This window comes from Klebsiella sp. 10, assembly GCF_018223925.1.
Lineage (GTDB): Bacteria > Pseudomonadota > Gammaproteobacteria > Enterobacterales > Enterobacteriaceae > Klebsiella > Klebsiella pneumoniae.
Map to the genome: position 1 here is coordinate 223,628 of NZ_JAGRRB010000011.1, position 20,415 is coordinate 244,042.

Below are 20,415 nucleotides of genomic sequence, written 5' to 3' on the forward strand. Positions count from 1 at the left end.
CGAATTCTGCAATGAGCCTGCCGCGCCCGGCGGACCAGGCGCGGCAGGCTCAGCCTGAAGGCTATTTTATGTTGCAATATTCTGCGGAGAAAGTAACAGATCAGTTACAGAAAAGCATAACAGTTACGGATTTGTCGGCGGAAGGCGCTTAATGATCTGCGCCGGGTTACCGCCGACGACGGTACAGGCAGGGACGTCTTTGGTGACCACCGCGCCGGACGCAATGACCGCATTATCGCCAATGGTCACGCCGGGATTGATCACTGCCCGACCCCCAATCCACACATTGTGGCCAATAGTTACCGGCTTGCCGTATTCCTGGCCGCTATTACGCGCATCGGCGTCCAGCGGATGAGTGGCAGTATAAATATGGACGCCTGGCGCCAGCATACAGTTATCGCCAATATGGATAGGGCAGACGTCGAGCATCACGCAGTCAAAATTGGCGTAAAAACCGGCGCCGAGAAAAATATTATAACCATAGTCGCAGCGAAAGCTTGGCTCGATATACGCATCGCCGGCGCGAGCGAACAGCTCGGCCAGAATATGCTGACGTTGTTCCTGGTCATCCGGGGCGGAATGATTATAACGGTGCAACAACTGTCTGGCGCGCAGGCGATCGGCGCGAAGCGTTGGGTCGCCAGATAAATAGAGCTCACCGGCGATCATTTTGCGTTTTTCTTCACTCATGGGTCTTCCTTATACCTGACTGTTGATGGCCGTAGCAGTATAAAAAAGAAACCGGTTACAGGGTTGCTGTTGGCTGAATGATGTGATGTCTATCACAAAGATACCCTGCGGCGGCTGACCCGTACCGTCCGGCCAGCAGACCACGTAGTACGCGTAAATTAGCGGATAAATTTCCAGACAGAGGTCGGGATTTTATCGTATAGCTTATTCATGGTCAGTTCCGCCAGACGATGGTCGGCAGCTGAGTAAAATACCGCCAGCTCATTATCAGACAGTTCATATTTATTTTTTTCAATGACGCGCTCCAGCGTGTCAATTGTCTGGCAACGACGTAAGCGCATCAAATAGTCTGTTTTAGTTAATGGCTTATCAGACATAATTCCACCTTTTGATTGTAATAATTCTAACACGATAGACTGGCCGGGTTTTCCCGGCTGGCGTTGACAAAGCAACGAAATAGTCGGTTACCGGATTTTTTCCACTTTTGCAAATCCGTAGAGTTAATGCCGTAGTTACTGAACAACGTAAAAGTGTCGTCCAGATATTCGTCAACCTGAGCGATCAGCTTATTATCCTCTGCATACTTAATTTTATAATTAAGAGCGAATGTGGCAATGTGCTCGATCAATTCATTTAACTGGAGATTGACAGCCGACGTCGGGTCGTTGACCCAGCCATGGTTGCTCTCTTCCAGGTTTGCAAGGCAGTCATGATACAGCGTTTCGCAGAGAAAGCGTAGCTGTGCAATATCATGTCTTTTTGGCGAGTATTCGTCCATAACGCATCCCCTTTTGAGTGGTTTAAACGACGACTAGCAAACACCGTTGTGGGATGAACACGACTAACTGACCTGACACTAACTGAGTAATCCTGCTGATTTAACTATAATCCACTCTCCAACAGATTTCATCGTGCTATTACGAAAAATTACAATTATCAGCGAGAAATTATCTTAAAAATAGACGAATTAATTTCGCAGGCGCTGGCCCACAGCCGGAGAAATAGAGAAATCTTATGAATCATTGGTTTAAGGCAGGCAGCTGTCGCGTTCAGAAACCGCCGACCCGTGGATAATGATAGTAGGATTATTCCTGGTAAATGAGTGTTTGCCGATCCCGAGTTGTTGAACAAGCTGCTAAAAATAGCCTGCGCCATATCAATATATATTAAATGCAGAACGAAAAATAAACAATGGCAATATGTGCCTTGCCAGCCAGTGATAAAAAAGGGCCGCGGTAGCGGCCCTTTGTTCAGGAGTGAAGATTAATGATGCTCAACCTGATGGCTGTGCTCTATATCTTCCGATTTTTTGCTAAAGCGGCGACGAACCACCACAAAGAACACCGGCACGAAGAAGATCGCCAGGATCGTCGCGGTCACCATCCCGCCCATTACGCCTGTACCGACGGCGTTCTGCGCACCGGAGCCGGCGCCGGAGCTGATAACTAGCGGCATTACCCCGAGGATGAACGCCAGAGATGTCATCAGGATTGGACGTAGACGCATACGTACTGCTTCAAGCGTCGCCTCAATCAGCCCTTTGCCCTCTTTCTCCATCAGGTCTTTGGCGAATTCAACGATCAATATTGCGTTCTTCGCCGACAGGCCGATGGTGGTCAGCAGACCCACCTGGAAGTAAACGTCGTTGGTTAGCCCGCGGAAGGTGGCGGCTAACAGCGCACCGACCACACCCAAGGGGACGACCAGCATAACCGAGAACGGAATCGACCAGCTCTCATACAGCGCCGCCAGACACAGGAAGACGACAATCAGCGAGATGGCATACAGGGCAGGGGCCTGGTTGCCGGACAGTCGCTCCTGATAAGACATCCCGGTCCAGTCGTAGCCGATACCGGAAGGCAGTTTACCCGCCAGCTCTTCCATCAGCGCCATCGCCTCACCGGTACTCTTGCCTGGCGCGGCCTGACCGAGGATTTCCAGTGACGGCAGACCGTTGTAGCGTTCCAGACGCGGCGAACCGTATTCCCAACGCGAGGTCGAGAAAGCAGAGAACGGCACCATCTGACCATCGCTGCCGCGAACATACCACTTGCCGATATCTTCCGGCAGCATACGGTATTTCGCTTCGGACATGATGTACACTTTCTTCACGCGGCCGCGGTCGATAAAGTCGTTGACATAGCTTCCGCCCCAGGCTGCGCCCAGCGTGGTGTTAATGTCGCTGATGGAGACGCCCAGCGCCTGAGCTTTCTCCTGATCGATATCGATTTTAAACTGCGGTGTATCTTCCAGACCGTTAGGGCGCACGCCGGTCAGCACGTCAGGATGCTGCGCCACCATGCCAAACAGTTGGTTACGCGCCTGGGTCAGTTTTTCGTGGCCCAGACCGCCCTGGTCAATCAGCTCGAAGTCAAAGCCGGTCGCGGTACCCAGTTCAACGATAGCCGGCAGGTTAAAGGCGAAGACCATCGCATCTTTAATCTGCGAGAAGTAGCCCATTGCTCTCGCGGTGATCGCTTCAACTTTGTTTTCCTCACCCGGACGCTGGCTCCAGTCTTTCAGCGAAACGAACGCGATACCGGTGTTCTGGCCGCGGCCGGCGAAACCGAAGCCGTTAACCGCAAACACGGATTCCACGTTGTCCTTCTCTTTGGTGAGATAGTAATTCGTCATCTCATCCAGCACTTTCTGCGTACGCTCCTGGGTGGCGCCGGCAGGCAGCTGCGCCATACTCAGGAATACACCCTGGTCCTCGTCCGGCAGGAACGAGCTCGGCAGACGGACGAACAGCCATGCCATACCCACCACGATGATCAGATACAGCACCAGATAACGACCGGTGCTGCGCAGAATGTTGCCTACGCTGTCGGTGTAATGGTGCGTGCTCTTATCAAACATGCGGTTAAACCAGCCGAAGAAGCCGGTGGTCGCGCCATGGCTGCCTTTCTGAATGGGTTTCAGCATCGTGGCGCACAGCGCCGGCGTCAGGATTAACGCCACCAGTACCGACAGCGCCATCGCGGAAACGATAGTGATGGAGAACTGGCGATAGATGGCCCCGGTTGAGCCGCCGAAGAACGCCATCGGGATAAATACCGCCGACAGCACCATAGCGATACCAACCAGCGCGCCCTGAATCTGTCCCATCGATTTACGCGTCGCTTCTTTCGGCGGCAGACCCTCTTCCGCCATCACGCGCTCGACGTTCTCTACCACCACGATGGCGTCATCCACCAACAGGCCGATGGCGAGCACCATCCCGAACATCGTCAGGGTGTTTATCGAGAAGCCAAACGCCGCCAGCACCGCGAAGGTGCCTAACAGGACCACCGGTACCGCGATGGTGGGGATCAGGGTGGCGCGGAAGTTCTGCAGGAACAGATACATGACCAGGAACACCAGGATGATCGCTTCCACCAGCGTTTTAACCACTTCGTGAATAGAAATTTTCACGAACGGGGTGGTGTCATACGGGTAAACGATCTTCATCCCCGACGGGAAAAACGGCTCCATCTTCGCCAGTTCAGCGCGAATAGCGTTGGCGGTATCCAGCGCGTTCGCGCCGGTAGCCAGTTTTATACCCAGACCGGATGCCGGCTGGCCGTTAAACTTCGCCACTACGTCATAGCTTTCGCCGCCCAGCTCAATTTTGGCGACATCACGCAGACGAACCTGGGAACCGTCCTGGTTCACCTTCAGCAGGATGTTGCCAAACTCTTCCGTATTGGTCAGACGCGTCTGCGCGATGATCGAGGCGTTAAGCTGCTGGCCTTTCACCGGCGGCGTACCGCCTAACTGGCCCGCGGCCACCTGGGCGTTCTGCGCTTTCAGGGCGCTGATCACATCCACCGGCGTAAGCTGGAAGTTGTTCAGTTTGTTTGGATCCATCCAGATACGCATCGCATACTGGGAACCGAATAGCTGAACGTCGCCGACGCCGCTGGTACGGCTAATCGGATCCTTCATGTTGGCCGCCACGTAGTCCGAAATATCGTCCTGGTTCATGGTGCCGTTGGTGTTAATGACGCCGACAACCATCAGGAAGCTGCTGGACGCTTTCTCAACGCTAATCCCTTGCTGCTGTACTTCTTGCGGCAGCAGAGGCGTCGCCAGCGCCAGCTTGTTCTGAACCTGAACCTGGGCGATATCCGGATCGGTACCGGATTCGAAGGTCAGCGTAATGGTTGCCGTACCGGTGGAGTCGCCATTTGAGGACATGTACATCAGGTGATCGATACCGTTCATATTCTGTTCGATAACCTGAGTTACGGTGTTCTGCACCGTTTCGGCGTCAGCACCGGGGTACATGGCGGTAATGGAAATTGCTGGCGGCGCAATCGTCGGATATTGCGCCACCGGCAATTTGAGGATCGATAATCCCCCAGCCAGCATGATGATAATGGCGATCACCCATGCAAATATGGGGCGATCGATAAAGAAATTAGGCATGTCTTAACGGCTCCTGTTTAAGTTAAGACTTGGTTTGTTCTGATGGCGCGTTGCCTGCGGCTTGCTGTTTATCATCAGAAGCTACTTCCTGCGCTTTTACCTGCACACCTGGTTTGATTTTTTGCAGGCCGGTGACGATAACGCGATCGCCGGATTTCAGACCGTCAGTGACCAGCCATTTATCGCCGATCGCCTGAGAAGCAGTGACCTGGCGGACTTCGACTTTATCGCCTTCACCCACTACCATGACGCTGGCGTCGCCGCGCGGCGTACGGGTAACACCCTGTTGCGGTACCAGCAGGGCGTCAGGGTTAATCCCTTCTTCCAGACGGGCACGGACGAACATCCCCGGTAACAGGGTGTGATCCGGGTTCGGGAAAATAGCGCGTAGCGTGATTGAGCCGGTGGTCTGATCGACGGTGACATCCGAGAATTCCAGCGTGCCGGACTGCGGATACTTAAGCCCGTCATTAGTCACCAGCTCCACTTTCGCTTTGCCGTTTTCCTGTTTCAGGCGGCCGTCGGCTAGCTCCTGCTTCAGGCGCAGGAAATCATTGCTCGACTGGGTGACGTCAACATAGATCGGATCCAGCTGCTGAACGGTTGCCAGGGCGGTCGTTTGACCATTCTGTACCAGCGCCCCTTCGGTCACGGCGGATTTACCGATCCGGCCGCTGATCGGCGAGGTCACTTTGGTGTAGGCCAGATTGATGCGCGCGGTTTCAACGGCCGCTTTCGCCGCGACCACGGCCGCATTGCTCTGCTGCGCCGTCGCAACGGCGGTATCGTAGTCTTGTTGACTAATATATTTGGTGCCCAACAGTTTCTGATAACGCTTGACCGTCAGTTGATCCATGTTTGCCGCCGCCTGGGCTTTTGCCAGGTCGCCTTTGGCGCTGTCATAGCTGGCCTGATAGGTGGCTGGATCGATCTGATACAGGGAGACGCCGGCCTGGATATCGCTACCTTCCACGAAGTTACGTTTTAAAATAATGCCACTGACCTGAGGACGGACTTCCGCAATGCGATAGGCGCTGGTGCGGCCTGGCAGTTCGGTGGTTATTTGTAGAGGTGCGGATTTGAGCGTCACAATACCGACTTCCGGCATGTGCTGGGCTCCCTGTTGAGCCGGTTTATCGTCACATCCTGTTAGCGCTAAGCTGCCTGAGAGCATCAGAACGACCGCCAGAGGCGTTAACCCTCTGTTTTTGTTCATATGTAAACCTCGAGTGTCCAATTTCAAAATGTTCAGTGGCTCAAACAACCACAAACCCACTACAGTCTTTCTATTATGGTCATGCTATGGTACATACATTCACAAATGTATGTAAACGTAACCTCTGTAAAGTCATTAACCTATGGCACGAAAAACCAAACAACAGGCACGTGAAACCCGGCAACTGATTCTGGATGTTGCTCTGCGTCTGTTTTCGCAGCAAGGCGTATCATCTACCTCGTTGGCAACAATTGCAAAAGCTGCGGGTGTAACGAGGGGGGCTATCTACTGGCATTTCAAGAATAAATCAGATTTATTCAACGAAATTTGGGAGCTGTCAGACGCCAGTATTAGCGATCTCGAAATTGAGTATCGGGCAAAATTCCCCAACGATCCACTCTCAGTTATCAGGGAGATTCTAGTCTATGTTCTTGAAGCGACAGTGACAGAAGAACGTCGACGATTAATGATGGAGATTATCTATCATAAGTGTGAGTTCGTCGGTGAAATGACCGTGGTGCAGCAGGCCCAGCGGCAGCTCTCCCTGGCGAGTTATGAGCGTATCGAGCAGACCTTGAAAGAGTGCATCGCGGCGAAGCTGCTGCCCGCCAATTTACTCACCCGGCGGGCGGCCGTGTTAATGCGCAGCTACCTTTCCGGGCTGATGGAAAATTGGCTGTTTGCCCCCGATTCGTTCGACCTGCATGCGGAAGCGCGGGACTACGTCGCTATTCTGCTGGAGATGTATCAATTCTGCCCGACGCTACGCGGCCCGGAGAGCTTGTCAGCTTAAAGGTAGCGCGCGGATGGGCGTGAATTTTTAGCGCCGTCCGCCGCTATTCGCCAGCGCTGAGAAATGCTATTCTGCGCGCTTGCGACGACCCCCGGTATTCTCCGGCATTTGCATTCATTCATATTAACTATGCTGCACACGATCTCCAGGCAACGCGCCACGTTCATCTTTATTATCACGCTGCTCTGTTTTATTGGCCTTTTCAGCCCAGTCCAGGGCCGCGCCGCGGATCTCCCCGATCGGGCAGAGGTGCAGAGCCAGCTCAATACGTTAAACAAGCAAAAAGAACTGACTCCGCAGGACAAACTGGTCCAGCAGGATCTGACTCAGACGCTGGAAACGCTGGATAAAATCGAGCGTATCAAAAGCGAGACGGCACAGCTGCGACAGCAGGTCGAGCAGGCGCCGGCGAAGCTGCGCCAGGCGGTGGAGAGCCTCAATAACCTGAGCGATGTCCCGAACGACGACGCGACGCGCAAAACGCTAAGTACGCTCTCCCTGCGTCAGCTGGAGTCGCGCGTCACCCAGACGCTGGACGATCTGCAGAATGCGCAAAACGATCTGGCGACCTATAACAGCCAACTGGTTTCCCTGCAAACGCAGCCGGAACGCGTGCAAAATGCGATGTTCAACGCCTCCCAGCAGCTGCAGCAGATCCGCAATCGTCTGAATGGCACCTCGGTGGGCGACGAGACCCTACGCCCGACCCAGCAGGTGCTGTTGCAGGCTCAACAGGCATTGCTCAACGCGCAGATCGAGCAACAGCGCAAGAGCCTCGAAGGCAACACTATCCTGCAGGATACCCTGCAGAAGCAGCGTGACTACGTCACCGCCTGGAGCAACCGGCTGGAGCATCAGCTACAGCTGCTGCAGGAGGCCGTGAACAGCAAACGGCTGACCCTGACCGAGAAAACCGCCCAGGAGGCGGTTACCCCCGACGAAACGGCGCGTATTCAGGCCAACCCGCTGGTCAAGCAGGAGCTGGATATTAACCATCAGCTCAGCGAGAAGCTGATCCAGGCAACAGAGAACGGTAACCAGCTGGTGCAGCGCAATATCCAGGTCAAAAACTGGCTCGACCGCGCGCTGCAGTCTGAACGGGATATTAAAGAGCAAATTTCAGTTCTGCGGGGGAGCCTGCTGCTGTCGCGTATTCTTTACCAACAGCAACAGACATTACCGTCGGCGGATGAGCTGCAGGATATGACCAACCGCATCGCCGACCTGCGGCTTGAACAGTTTGAGGTGAACCAGCAGCGCGACGCGCTGTTCCAGAGCGATGCCTTTGTCGCCAAACTGGAGGAGGGGCACAGCAGCGAAGTGAACGATGAAGTCCACGCCGCGCTACTGGAAGTGATCGACATGCGTCGCGAACTGCTTGATCAGTTCAACAAACAGTTGGGCAACCAGCTGATGATGGCCATCAACCTGCAGATCAACCAGCAGCAGCTGATGAGCGTCTCGAGCAGTCTGAAGGAAATTCTGACCCAGCAAATTTTCTGGGTGAACAGCAATAAACCGATGGACTGGGAGTGGATTAAGGCCTTCCCGGAGGCGCTGAAAGGTCAGTTTAAGGCGATGAAAATCACCGTGAACTGGGAAAAAGCGTGGCCTGCGGTGTTTGTCGCTTTCCTGGCCGGTTTACCGCTGCTGTTGATTGCCGGCCTCATCCGCTGGCGTCTGCAGTGGCTCAAGGATTATCAGGCAAAGCTTGCTTCCCAGGTGGGACAGCTGCGCAACGATACCCAACTGCATACGCCGAAGGCGATCCTGATCGATCTGATCCGCGCCTTACCGGTGGTGCTGTTGATTCTGGCTATCGGTCTGATCTTACTCACCATGCAGTTAAATATTAGCGGACTGCTGTGGGCGTACAGTAAAAAGCTGGCTATGTTCTGGCTGGTGTTTGGCCTGTGCTGGAAAGTGCTGGAAAAGAACGGCGTCGCGGTCAACCACTTTAATATGCCGGCGCAGTTGACCAGCCACTGGCGGCGGCAGATTGTTCGCGTCAGCCTGGCGCTGCTGCCGCTGAATTTCTGGTCGGTGATTTCCGAACTGTCGCCGCTGAACCTGATGGACGACGTGCTGGGGCAGTTGGTGATTTTCTTCAACTTACTGCTGATCGCGGTGCTGGTTTGGCCGATGTGCCGGGAAAGCTGGCGCGATAAAGAGTCGCACAGCCTGCGCCTGCTGACGATCACGGTGTTGTCTATCGTTCCGGTGGCCCTGATGGTGCTGACGGCAACCGGCTACTTCTACACGACGCTGCGTCTGGCGGGACGCTGGATCGAGACCGTGTATCTGGTGATGATCTGGAACCTGCTGTACCAGACCGTGCTGCGCGGCCTGAGCGTGGCGGCGCGGCGTATCGCCTGGCGCCGCGCGCTGGCGCGCCGTCAACATCTGGTGAAGGAAGGGGCGGAAGGCGCCGAGCCGCAGGAAGAGCCAACTATCGCTCTCGAGCAGGTCAACCAGCAGACGCTGCGCATCACCATGTTGGTGATGGTCGCGCTGTTCGCAGTGATGTTCTGGGCGATTTGGTCTGATTTGATCACCGTTTTCGCCTACCTCGACAGCATTACCCTCTGGCACTACAACGGCACCGAGGCGGGGGCCAGCGTGGTGCGCAGCGTGACGATGGGCAGTTTGTTGTTCGCCATTGTGGCGTCAATGGTCGCCTGGGCGCTGATCCGCAACCTGCCGGGTTTGCTGGAGGTGCTGGTGCTGTCGCGGCTCAACATGCGTCAGGGGACCTCCTACGCCATCACCACCATTCTCAACTATGCGATTATCGCTATCGGGGCGATGACGGTATTCGGGGCGCTGGGCGTCTCCTGGGATAAACTGCAATGGCTGGCGGCCGCGCTGTCGGTTGGTTTAGGTTTTGGTCTGCAGGAGATCTTCGGTAACTTTGTCTCCGGCCTAATCATTCTGTTCGAACGTCCGGTGCGCATTGGGGATACGGTCACTATCGGAACCTTCTCGGGGACGGTAAGCAAAATCCGTATTCGCGCCACCACCATCACCGACTTCGATCGCAAAGAGGTGATTATCCCGAACAAGGCGTTCGTTACCGAGCGCTTGATCAACTGGTCGCTCTCCGACACCGTGACCCGGGTGGTGATCCGCCTCGGCGTCGCCTATGGCTCAGACCTGGATAAGGTGAAAGAGGTGCTGCTGAAGGCCGCGCACGATCATCCGAAAGTGATGCAGGAGCCGGCGCCAGCGGTTTTCTTCACCACCTTCGGGGCCAGTACCCTGGATCATGAACTGCGTCTGTATGTTCGAGAACTGCGCGATCGCAGCTACACGGTGGATGAGCTCAACCGCGCCATCGACCGCCTGTGCCGGGAGAATGACATCAACATTGCCTTTAACCAGCTGGAAGTTCATCTGCGCAATGAAAAAGGCGATGAAGTCACCGAAGTGAAACGGGACGGGAAAGGCGACGATCTGGCGCCCACCACCGCGTCCTGATCGAAGAGGGGCGGCGCAAAGCCGCCCCTGCTGTATCAGGGCGCCAGCGCGGCGAGTTCTTCATCGCTCAGCCCGGTGAGCTCCTGCACGGTTTGACGTTCGAGGCCGCGCGCCAGCATTCTGGCGGCGATGCTGCGAGTGGCGGCTTCTCGACCTTCCTGCTCACCCTCTTGCTTTCCCTGTTTACGGCCTTTCTCTTCCAGCCATTCGGCAATGGTCATCATCAGCTCCTTATGCCTGGGCGACTGCGCCGCCAGCGTGCGGATCAGCGCCCCCGGATGTTCCGTGGTTCCCGCCTGCAACATATAGCGCAGCAGCGTATTCAGCTGCGCTTCTGTCAGATAGCCTTGCGTCATCAGCGCAATCAGCGGCACCTGCAGCTCGGCCAGATCGCGATGGCGGATATGCTTTTGCAGCAGCTCCAGCATGGCCATCCGCCGATGACGGGCGATCTGATTATCTGGCATTACGGTGAGGTCCACCAGCGGAAAATCATTGCTATAGAGCGCCTTCGCCAGCGCCGGATCGGCGAATAGCTGTTGCCAGTTGCGGGCCCAGGGCCAGGGGCTCACTTTGCCGTGATAAAACAGAATCGGCACCACCAGCGGCAGCGTGTCGTGGCCGGCGTCCAGATGACGCTGCATGGCGGCCAGCGCATAGCGCAGCAGGCGAAACGCCATCAGCTTGTCCGGGGTACTCTGGTGCTCAATCAGCGCGTACACATAGCCCGGTCCATGACGCGTGCGCAGTGAGTAAAGGATATCGGAATAGCTGGCGCGCAGGTCCTCTTCAACAAAGCTACCGGAGACCAGCTGCAGCGAATCCAGTTCGCAGATCGCCAGAAACGGCGCGGGGAGGTACAACTGCAAAAAATCCTTCGCGACCGCCTGATGCATGAGCATCTGGCGAAACACCGCGTCGTGTGGGGTTTGACTGACTTTTTCCATCAATATTGTCTCCAGTGGCGTCATGCGCAAAGGACCAGACTGCCAGCACACTGGCGGAGACAACATCCTACTTCTCTGGGTTTTGCGACCCGCTTTCCGCGTTTTTTAACTTGTTTGCATAATCCCGCCGGACAATTTCCAGCGCGCTCAGCACGGTTTGCGCCGGGATCTGATGCGATTCCAGCAACATGATTAAATCGACGGCCAGTTTGACCTCATCGGATGCATTTTCCAGCGACATCGGGCTCTCCTGTTAGCGCGTCAGCCGCGCCAGTACGTTTTCAATCTTGTCCAGCGCCTGTCGGCAGCGCGCCAACCGGCCGCTGTAGGCTTCAACTTCTTTCCCCAGCCGCTGCTGCTCGTCAAGGCTGGTCGCCTGCGCCAGCTGACGCTGGCGTTGGTCGCGCATCGCCACCAGGCGGCGCTCATACTCCTGATGCTGCAGGCGACGGCGCTGCCAGCGGCTCAACGTTGGCGACGCGTGGTCCCAACTGCGCAAGGACCAGGTGGCGGTTTCACGGCGCAGCGCGGCGATTTGTGCCGCCAGACGCTCGGCAATCCAGACCACCTGCGGCAGCTGCTGGCGCTCGACGGCCTGGCGGAGCTGGTTAAAGTTGTGTTGGGCTTCCGCCAGATAGGCCTGCATCAGCGTGCTGCGGGTGTGGAAGAGCTGCCGGTCAAAGCGCGGGCTGAGGGTCGCGTGCTCCGCCAGCGGCGCCACCAGCGCGGACAGCTCACTCAGCTGGTCGTTCAGCGTTTGTAAAAGTTGAGCAGTTTTCACCAACCCCCTCCATTTTCCGTCAGCCAACTGTGCTACAGTAGCCTCATCTGTTTGATAACGATTCGCATTATGCCACCTGTTATTTTAACCATTATCGGCTGGCTGGCGGTAGCGCTGGGTACGCTGGGCGTCTTCTTACCGTTGCTGCCGACGACGCCGTTTATTCTGCTCGCCGCCTGGTGCTTTGCCCGCTCATCGCCGCGCTTTCACCAGTGGCTGCTGTATTGCTCCTGGTTTGGCGGCTATCTTCGCCACTGGCAACAGTACCGCGCCATGCCTCGCGGCGCTAAACCGCGCGCCATTGCGATGATCGTGGTGACTTTTGCTATTTCGCTGTGGCTGGTTAAGCTTACGTGGGTGCGCATCATGCTGTTGGTCATTCTGGCCTGTCTGCTGATCTTTATGTGGCGCATTCCGGTGGTTGACGCAAAGCAACAAAAGCACTGATGCGCAATAATGCCTGTTGCAATTGTTGCCGACAGCCAGTAAATTCTGGCGTTTTCGAGCGCGGGCAAGCCTGGTCAAAGGTTAAACAAATGTTTCTTTGGCCCCTTTTGCACGCCCGTGGGTAATACCGTTTCAATCAGGCATACACTTATGACCGCAACTGCACAGCAGCTTGAATATCTGAAGAACAGCATCCAGAGTATCGAGGATTATCCAAAACCTGGCATTCTTTTCCGCGATGTCACCAGCTTACTGGAAGACCCGAAGGCCTACGCGCTTAGCATTGAACTGCTGACCGAGCGCTACAAAGACGCGGGTATTACCAAAGTGGTAGGGACTGAGGCGCGTGGCTTCCTGTTCGGCGCCCCGGTCGCGCTGGCGCTGGGCGTGGGCTTTGTTCCGGTACGCAAGCCGCGTAAGTTGCCGCGTGAAACCATCGCCGAGACCTATGAGCTGGAGTATGGCACCGATCAGCTGGAGATCCACGTTGACGCCATTAAACCGGGCGATAAAGTGCTGGTGGTTGACGATCTGCTGGCGACCGGCGGCACTATCGACGCCACGGTCAAACTGATCCGCCGCCTCGGTGGCGAAGTGCACGATGCCGCTTTCATTATCAATCTCTTCGATCTGGGCGGCGAACAGCGCCTGGAGAAGCTGGGGATCCACTGCTACTGTCTGGTGCCGTTCCCGGGCCACTAAGCAAATCCCTCCACATAGCCTCGCCGATCGGGCGGGGCTGTGATAGCATGACCCCTTCGTGATTTCACCTTCCAGCGTTTCAGAGCCAGCCCATGAGTTATCAGGTCTTAGCCCGTAAATGGCGCCCACAAACCTTTGCTGACGTCGTCGGCCAGGAACATGTGCTGACCGCACTGGCGAACGGCTTGTCGTTAGGGCGCATTCATCACGCTTATCTTTTTTCCGGTACCCGCGGGGTCGGGAAGACCTCCATCGCCCGTCTGCTGGCGAAAGGGTTAAACTGTGAAACCGGCATCACCGCCACCCCCTGCGGCGTGTGCGATAACTGCCGGGAAATTGAACAGGGGCGCTTTGTCGATCTGATTGAGATTGACGCCGCCTCGCGAACCAAAGTCGAAGATACCCGCGATCTGTTGGACAACGTCCAGTACGCGCCGGCCCGCGGCCGCTTTAAGGTCTATCTCATCGACGAAGTCCATATGCTGTCGCGTCACAGCTTCAACGCGTTGTTAAAAACGCTGGAGGAGCCGCCGGCGCACGTCAAATTCCTGCTGGCGACGACGGATCCGCAGAAGCTGCCGGTAACGATCTTATCCCGCTGCCTGCAGTTCCACCTGAAGGCGCTGGACGTTGAACAGATCCGCCATCAGCTGGAGCATATTCTTGGCGAAGAGCAGATTGCCTTTGAGCCCCGCGCGCTGCAGCTGTTGTCGCGGGCGGCCGATGGCAGCCTGCGCGATGCCTTAAGCCTGACCGATCAGGCGATTGCCAGTGGGGAAGGGCAGCTGACGGCCGCATCGGTGAGCACCATGCTCGGCACCCTTGATGACGATCAGGCGCTGTCGCTGATTGAAGCGCTGGTTGCTGCCGACGGCGAGCGGGTCATGGCGGGCGTCAATGACGCCGCCGCACGCGGCGTCGAGTGGGAGGCGCTGCTGGTCGAGATGCAGAGCCTGCTGCACCGCATCGCCATGGTTCAGCTGTCGCCTTCGGCGCTGGGCGCCGACATGGCCGCGGTCGAAGTGCGGATGCGCGAACTGGCGCGAACCGTACCGCCCGGCGACGTTCAGCTCTACTACCAAACGCTGCTGATTGGCCGCAAAGAGCTGCCTTACGCCCCGGACCGGCGGATGGGCGTCGAAATGACGCTGCTGCGTGCCCTGGCGTTTCATCCGCGTAAGCCGCTGCCGGAGCCGGAGGTGCAGCCGGCACAGGCCGCCGCGCCCGCGCCGCGTCAGCCGGTTGCCCCCGCCGCGCCGCCGCCACAGTCGCCGCAGAGTTTGCCGCCGACCACCAGCCAGGTGCTGGCGGCCCGCAGCCACCTGCAGCGCAGCCAGGGAGCAACCACCCCAAAAAAGAGTGAACCGGCAGCCGCTTCCCGCGCGCGGCCGGTGAATAACGCTGCGCTGGAGCGACTGAGTTCGATTACCGAGCGCGTCCAGGCTCGTCCGGCCGCGGCCGCGCTGGAGCAGGCCCCGGCGAAGAAAGAGGCCTATCGCTGGAAGGCGACGACGGTGGTGGAAGAGACCAAAGTCGAAGTCGCCACGCCCAAAGCGCTGAAAAAGGCGCTGGAGCATGAGAAGACGCCGGAGCTGGCGGCCAAGCTCGCCGAAGAAGCGGTCGAGCGCGACAGCTGGGCGGCGGAAGTGAGCCAGCTGGCGGTACCGAAGCTGGTCGAGCAGGTGGCGCTCAACGCGTGGAAAGAGCAGGAGGGCAGCCGCGTCTGTCTGCATCTGCGTCCCAGCCAGCGCCACCTCAATTCCGCCAGCGCGCAGCAAAAGCTGGCTGAAGCGCTGGGGGTGTTGTACGGTACGCCGGTTGAATTGACCATCGTGGAAGACGATAATCCCGCGATGCGTACGCCGCTGGAGTGGCGGCAGGCTATTTATGAAGAGAAGCTCGCGCAGGCGCGCGAAGCCATTATCGCGGATAATAACATTCAGACCCTGCGTCGTTTCTTCGACGCCGATCTGGATGAAGAGAGTATTCGCCCCATTTGAATGCCAGTCTGACTGGCATTCAGTACCTTTAACGATGACTGACTGAGAGAGAAGCCTATGTTTGGTGGAAAAGGCGGCCTGGGTAACCTGATGAAGCAGGCCCAGCAGATGCAAGAGAAAATGCAGAAGATGCAGGAAGAGATCGCTCAGCTGGAAGTAACCGGCGAATCCGGCGCGGGTCTGGTGAAAGTGACCATTAACGGCGCGCACAACTGCCGCCGTGTGGAGATCGACCCAAGCCTGCTGGAAGACGACAAAGAGATGCTCGAAGACCTGGTGGCTGCCGCGTTCAACGACGCCGCGCGCCGTATCGAAGAGACCCAGAAAGAGAAGATGGCTTCCGTTTCTGCCGGTATGCAACTGCCGCCAGGCTTCAAGATGCCGTTCTGATGCAAACTAGCCCGCTGTTAACTCAGCTTATGGAAGCGCTGCGCTGTCTGCCGGGCGTCGGCCCGAAGTCAGCGCAGCGCATGGCGTTTACCCTGCTGCAGCGCGATCGCAGCGGCGGGATGCGCCTGGCGCAGGCGCTGACGCGTGCGATGTCGGAGATCGGCCACTGCGCCGATTGCCGCACCTTCACCGAGCAGGAGGTGTGCAATATCTGCAGCAACCCGCGTCGCCAGGAAAACGGCCAGATCTGCGTGGTAGAGAGTCCGGCGGACATCTATGCCATTGAGCAGACCGGGCAGTATTCCGGCCGCTACTTCGTGCTGATGGGGCACCTGTCGCCGCTCGACGGCATCGGGCCTGATGACATCGGGCTCGATCGCCTGGAGCAACGGCTGGAGGCGGAGTCGATCACCGAGGTGATCCTCGCCACCAACCCGACCGTTGAGGGCGAGGCGACGGCCAACTACATCGCAGAGCTGTGCGCGCAGTATGGCGTCGACGCCAGCCGAATCGCCCACGGCGTGCCGGTGGGCGGCGAGCTGGAGATGGTCGACGGCACCACGCTGTCCCACTCCCTGGCCGGTCGCCACAAGATTACTTTCTGAACAAATGGAGGCGGCCTTCGCCGCCTCCGCTTGAAAAATTTCCCCGCTGTCCCCATCTCCCACTCAACGGTTTTTTACCCATTTAAAATGGCATTGTTGAGGTTGAATCAGATGAAAGGACAAGAAACTCGTGGTTTTCAGTCAGAAGTAAAACAGCTTCTGCACCTGATGATCCATTCCCTCTATTCCAACAAAGAAATCTTTCTGCGTGAGCTGATTTCCAACGCCTCTGATGCGGCCGATAAGCTGCGTTTCCGCGCGCTGTCGCAGCCGGATTTGTATGAGGGAGACGGCGAGCTGCGCGTGCGGGTTTCGTTTGATAAAGACAACCGCACCCTGACCATCGCCGATAACGGTATCGGTATGAACCGGGAAGAGGTTATCGACCATCTCGGCACCATCGCCAAATCCGGCACCAAAGCGTTCCTCGAATCGATGGGTTCTGACCAGGCGAAGGATAGCCAGCTGATCGGTCAGTTCGGCGTCGGCTTCTATTCGGCCTTCATCGTGGCGGACAAAGTGACCGTGCGTACCCGTGCGGCGGGCGACAAGCCGGAAAACGGCGTGTTCTGGGAATCCGCCGGCGAAGGCGAATATACCGTAGCTGATATCACCAAAGCCGATCGCGGCACCGAAATCACCCTGCATCTGCGCGAAGGCGAAGATGATTTCCTCAACGACTGGCGCGTGCGCTCTATCATCAGCAAGTATTCCGACCATATCGCGCTGCCGGTTGAGATTGAAAAACGGGAAGAGAAAGACGGCGAAACCGTGATTTCGTGGGAAAAAATCAACAAGGCGCAGGCCCTGTGGACCCGCAGCAAATCCGAAGTTAACGACGACGAATACAAAGAGTTTTATAAGCATATCGCTCACGACTACAGCGACCCGCTGACCTGGAGCCACAACCGCGTGGAAGGTAAGCAGGAGTACACCAGCCTGCTGTATATCCCGTCGCAGGCGCCGTGGGATATGTGGAACCGCGATCATAAACACGGCCTGAAGCTGTACGTCCAGCGTGTGTTCATCATGGACGACGCCGAGCAGTTTATGCCGAACTACCTGCGCTTCGTGCGCGGCCTGATCGATTCCAACGATCTGCCGCTGAACGTCTCCCGTGAAATCCTGCAGGACAGCAGCGTGACCCGCAACCTGCGCACCGCGCTGACCAAACGCGCGCTGCAGATGCTGGATAAGCTGGCGAAAGACGACGCTGAAAAATACCAAACCTTCTGGAAACAGTTCGGCCTGGTGCTGAAAGAGGGCCCGGCGGAAGATCCGAGCAACCAGGAAGCGATCGCCAAACTGCTGCGTTTCGCAACCACCCATACCGACTCCTCCGCGCAGACCGTGTCGCTGGAAGAGTATGTCTCGCGGATGAAAGAAGGCCAGGAGAAGATCTACTACATCACTGCCGACAGCTATGCGGCGGCGAAGAGCAGCCCGCACCTCGAACTGCTGCGTAAGAAAGGGATTGAAGTTCTGCTGCTCTCCGATCGCATCGACGAGTGGATGATGAGCTACCTGACCGAGTTCGACGGCAAAGCGTTCCAGTCTGTCGCTAAAGCCGACGAGTCGCTGGACAAGCTGGCGGATGAAGTGGACGAGTCCACCAAAGAAGCTGAAAAAGCGCTGGAGCCGTTCGTTGAGCGGGTGAAAAACCTGCTTGGCGACCGGGTGAAAGAGGTGCGTCTGACCCATCGTCTGACCGACACCCCGGCGATTGTCACTACCGATGCCGACGAGATGAGCACTCAGATGGCGAAGCTGTTCGCGGCAGCGGGCCAGGCGGCGCCGGAAGTGAAATACATCTTCGAACTGAACCCGGCGCATCAGCTGGTGAAACGCGCAGCTGATACCCAGGATGACGCCCAGTTCGGCGAATGGGTGGAACTGCTGCTGGATCAGGCGCTGCTGGCCGAGCGCGGCACGCTGGAAGATCCGAACCAGTTTATCCGTCGTATGAACCAGCTGCTGGCTTCCTGACACGAAGCTGAACGAGTAGCCCGGCCGAGCGACGCGACGCCGGGAACGGGATAAATGCCCCGTCTGAGCGATGTGCTCAGGCGGGGCATTTCACATTGGATTGCATAAAATATCTCACCATTAACCGTTTCAGCCGCACCGCCTTCCTTGAGCCATCGCCGTTCTGGTGGTATGGTTTAGCGTTTTTGAAAAATTGAATCGACTTTTGAGGGGATTTTCGTAATGCGTATTATTCTGCTTGGCGCTCCGGGCGCGGGTAAAGGAACTCAGGCTCAGTTCATCATGGAGAAATACGGTATTCCGCAAATCTCCACCGGCGATATGCTGCGCGCGGCGGTAAAATCCGGCTCTGAGCTCGGTAAGCAAGCGAAAGACATTATGGACGCAGGCAAGCTGGTGACCGATGAGCTGGTCATCGCGCTGGTGAAAGAGCGTATCGCCCAGGAAGATTGCCGTAACGGCTTCCTGCTGGACGGCTTCCCGCGGACCATTCCGCAGGCTGACGCCATGAAAGAGGCGGGCATTACCGTTGATTACGTGCTGGAATTCGACGTGCCGGACGAACTGATCGTCGACCGCATCGTTGGCCGTCGCGTCCATGCGGCATCCGGTCGCGTATACCACATCAAATTCAATCCGCCGAAGGTGGAAGGCAAAGACGACGTGACCGGCGAAGAGCTGACCACCCGTAAAGACGATCAGGAAGAGACCGTGCGTAAGCGTCTGGTAGAATACCATCAGATGACAGCGCCGCTGATCGGCTACTACACCAAAGAAGCGCAGGCGGGCAACACCAAATACGCCAAAGTCGACGGCACCAAAGCGGTAGCTGACGTGCGCGCCGAACTGGAAAAAATCCTCGGCTGATAAAGCCTTTTCTCATCCTGCTGCGGCAGGATGAGAACTCCGCTCATTTCTACCTTTTGCTATGATTGGTTCCGTTTAGCGCCATTTCAGCTACAATTGGCTGCGATTCAAATGGTTAAGAGGCGGTAATGCATCAGACGAAAACAGGTATCTTGCTGGCCAATTTAGGCACTCCCGATGCGCCCACCCCCGGGGCGGTGAAGCGCTATCTGCGACAATTCCTCAGCGACAAACGGGTGGTGGATACGTCTCGTCTGCTATGGTGGCCGCTGCTGCGCGGCGTCATACTGCCGATTCGCTCCCCGCGTGTGGCGAAGCTCTATCAGTCCGTGTGGATGGAAGAGGGATCGCCGCTGATGGTGTATAGTCGTCGCCAGCAGCAGGCGCTGGCTGCCAGGCTGCCGGATACCCCGGTGGCGCTGGGCATGAGCTATGGTTCACCGTCACTGGCCAGCGCGGTGGATGACTTACTGGCGCAGGGGGTGGAGCACATCGTGGTGCTGCCGCTGTATCCGCAATATTCCTGCTCGACGGTGGCCGCCGTCTGGGACGAACTGGCGCGGATTCTGGCGAAAAAGCGCGCCATTCCGGGTATCTCGTTTATTCGCGACTATGCCGAACATCCGGACTATATCCATGCGCTGGCGGCCAGCGTGCGCGCTTCCTTCGCGGTGCATGGGGAACCGGATCTGCTGCTGCTCTCCTATCATGGGATCCCGCAGCGCTATGCCAACCAGGGCGATGATTATCCTCAGCGCTGTCGCGATACGACGCGGGAACTGGTTTCCGCGCTGGGGCTGCCGCCGGAGCGGGTGATGATGACTTTCCAGTCGCGCTTTGGCCGGGAACCCTGGCTGACGCCGTACACCGATGAAACGCTAAAGATGCTCGGCGAGAAAGGGACGAAGCATATTCAGGTGCTGTGCCCGGGGTTTGCCGCCGACTGTCTCGAAACGCTGGAAGAAATCGCCGTCCAGAACCGGGAAATATTCCTCGAAGCAGGCGGCAAGCAATATGAATATATTCCGGCGCTTAATGCGGACGCAGCGCATATTGAGATGATGGTCAATCTGACGGCGCCTTATCGCTGATCGCGCGCAGGGC

The 20,415-nt window shown here is 57.1% G+C and carries 19 protein-coding genes and 1 other annotated feature; of the genes, 11 read left to right on the plus strand and 8 right to left on the minus strand.

Translation table 11 applies throughout. From position 1 onward, the window contains the following. Window positions 1-11 precede the first annotated feature (11 nt). On the plus strand, window positions 12-152 hold the full coding sequence (locus KHQ26_RS13110; RefSeq protein ID WP_004147370.1) for a hypothetical protein: 141 nt from the start codon (window positions 12-14) through the stop codon (window positions 150-152). On the opposite strand, the gene maa is transcribed toward KHQ26_RS13110, so the two are convergent. From maa to acrA, 5 genes are all read right to left on the minus strand, one after another. After that, on the minus strand, window positions 124-690 hold the full coding sequence (gene maa / locus KHQ26_RS13115; protein ID WP_002892030.1) for a maltose O-acetyltransferase: 567 nt from the start codon (window positions 688-690) through the stop codon (window positions 124-126). The genes KHQ26_RS13110 and maa overlap by 29 nt on opposite strands. A 158-nt stretch (window positions 691-848) precedes the next feature. Continuing rightward, window positions 849-1,067, minus strand: a complete 219-nt coding sequence (locus KHQ26_RS13120; RefSeq protein WP_002892050.1) for an HHA domain-containing protein — start codon at window positions 1,065-1,067, stop codon at window positions 849-851. A gap of 26 nt (window positions 1,068-1,093) precedes the next feature. Continuing rightward, a complete protein-coding gene (tomB, locus tag KHQ26_RS13125) occupies window positions 1,094-1,468 on the minus strand; it encodes an Hha toxicity modulator TomB (protein ID WP_002892066.1) in 375 nt (124 codons plus the stop codon). A 485-nt stretch (window positions 1,469-1,953) separates the two neighbouring features. Next, window positions 1,954-5,100, minus strand: a complete 3,147-nt coding sequence (gene acrB, locus KHQ26_RS13130) for a multidrug efflux RND transporter permease subunit AcrB (RefSeq protein WP_002892069.1) — start codon at window positions 5,098-5,100, stop codon at window positions 1,954-1,956. 22 nt (window positions 5,101-5,122) lie between these two features. Continuing rightward, complete coding sequence (acrA, locus tag KHQ26_RS13135) at window positions 5,123-6,316, minus strand: multidrug efflux RND transporter periplasmic adaptor subunit AcrA (RefSeq protein ID WP_004177236.1); 1,194 nt, start codon at window positions 6,314-6,316, stop codon at window positions 5,123-5,125. A gap of 142 nt (window positions 6,317-6,458) precedes the next feature. Between acrA and acrR the strand changes: the two genes are divergently transcribed. Then, window positions 6,459-7,109 carry a multidrug efflux transporter transcriptional repressor AcrR gene (acrR, locus tag KHQ26_RS13140; RefSeq protein WP_002892080.1) on the plus strand — a complete coding sequence of 217 codons (651 nt, stop codon included), beginning with the start codon at window positions 6,459-6,461 and terminating at the stop codon, window positions 7,107-7,109. A 129-nt stretch (window positions 7,110-7,238) separates the two neighbouring features. Next, window positions 7,239-10,586, plus strand: coding sequence for a mechanosensitive channel MscK (gene mscK / locus KHQ26_RS13145; protein ID WP_004177234.1), 3,348 nt, complete (start codon window positions 7,239-7,241; stop codon window positions 10,584-10,586). 35 nt (window positions 10,587-10,621) lie between these two features. On the opposite strand, the gene KHQ26_RS13150 is transcribed toward mscK, so the two are convergent. The 3 genes from KHQ26_RS13150 to priC all read right to left on the minus strand — a co-directional run bounded on the left by KHQ26_RS13150 (window position 10,622) and on the right by priC (window position 12,314). Further along, a complete protein-coding gene (locus tag KHQ26_RS13150) occupies window positions 10,622-11,533 on the minus strand; it encodes an Rpn family recombination-promoting nuclease/putative transposase (protein WP_004177233.1) in 912 nt (303 codons plus the stop codon). Window positions 11,534-11,600: 67 nt separating this feature from the next. Continuing rightward, complete coding sequence (gene rsmS / locus KHQ26_RS13155) at window positions 11,601-11,774, minus strand: pleiotropic regulatory protein RsmS (RefSeq protein ID WP_002892136.1); 174 nt, start codon at window positions 11,772-11,774, stop codon at window positions 11,601-11,603. A gap of 12 nt (window positions 11,775-11,786) precedes the next feature. Then, window positions 11,787-12,314 (minus strand): primosomal replication protein N'', encoded by a 528-nt coding sequence (gene priC, locus KHQ26_RS13160; RefSeq protein ID WP_004177232.1) that lies wholly within the window; start codon window positions 12,312-12,314, stop codon window positions 11,787-11,789. Window positions 12,315-12,383: 69 nt separating this feature from the next. Between priC and KHQ26_RS13165 the strand changes: the two genes are divergently transcribed. From KHQ26_RS13165 to hemH, 8 genes are all read left to right on the plus strand, one after another. Further along, window positions 12,384-12,761, plus strand: coding sequence for a DUF454 family protein (locus KHQ26_RS13165; RefSeq protein ID WP_004177231.1), 378 nt, complete (start codon window positions 12,384-12,386; stop codon window positions 12,759-12,761). 150 nt (window positions 12,762-12,911) lie between these two features. Then, a complete protein-coding gene (gene apt, locus KHQ26_RS13170) occupies window positions 12,912-13,463 on the plus strand; it encodes an adenine phosphoribosyltransferase (protein WP_004177230.1) in 552 nt (183 codons plus the stop codon). A gap of 92 nt (window positions 13,464-13,555) precedes the next feature. After that, window positions 13,556-15,463 (plus strand): DNA polymerase III subunit gamma/tau, encoded by a 1,908-nt coding sequence (gene dnaX / locus KHQ26_RS13175; RefSeq protein ID WP_004177229.1) that lies wholly within the window; start codon window positions 13,556-13,558, stop codon window positions 15,461-15,463. Further along, window positions 14,796-14,860, plus strand: a sequence feature (DnaX frameshifting element). It overlaps the preceding gene by 65 nt. Window positions 15,464-15,520: 57 nt before the next feature. Continuing rightward, the gene (locus tag KHQ26_RS13180; protein WP_002892173.1) at window positions 15,521-15,853 is read left to right on the plus strand and encodes a YbaB/EbfC family nucleoid-associated protein; all 333 of its coding nucleotides are present in this window, start codon (window positions 15,521-15,523) and stop codon (window positions 15,851-15,853) included. Further along, entirely contained in the window at window positions 15,853-16,458 is a 606-nt protein-coding gene (gene recR / locus KHQ26_RS13185; protein WP_002892177.1) for a recombination mediator RecR, read from the plus strand. The genes KHQ26_RS13180 and recR overlap by 1 nt, the downstream gene beginning before the upstream one ends. Window positions 16,459-16,569: 111 nt before the next feature. Then, window positions 16,570-18,444, plus strand: a complete 1,875-nt coding sequence (gene htpG, locus KHQ26_RS13190) for a molecular chaperone HtpG (protein ID WP_004177228.1) — start codon at window positions 16,570-16,572, stop codon at window positions 18,442-18,444. Window positions 18,445-18,666: 222 nt separating this feature from the next. Next, complete coding sequence (gene adk, locus KHQ26_RS13195; protein ID WP_002892184.1) at window positions 18,667-19,311, plus strand: adenylate kinase; 645 nt, start codon at window positions 18,667-18,669, stop codon at window positions 19,309-19,311. A 128-nt stretch (window positions 19,312-19,439) separates the two neighbouring features. Next, window positions 19,440-20,402: a ferrochelatase gene (gene hemH, locus KHQ26_RS13200; protein ID WP_002892189.1), complete on the plus strand. Its 963-nt coding sequence runs from the start codon at window positions 19,440-19,442 to the stop codon at window positions 20,400-20,402. The last annotated feature ends 13 nt before the right edge of the window (window positions 20,403-20,415 follow it).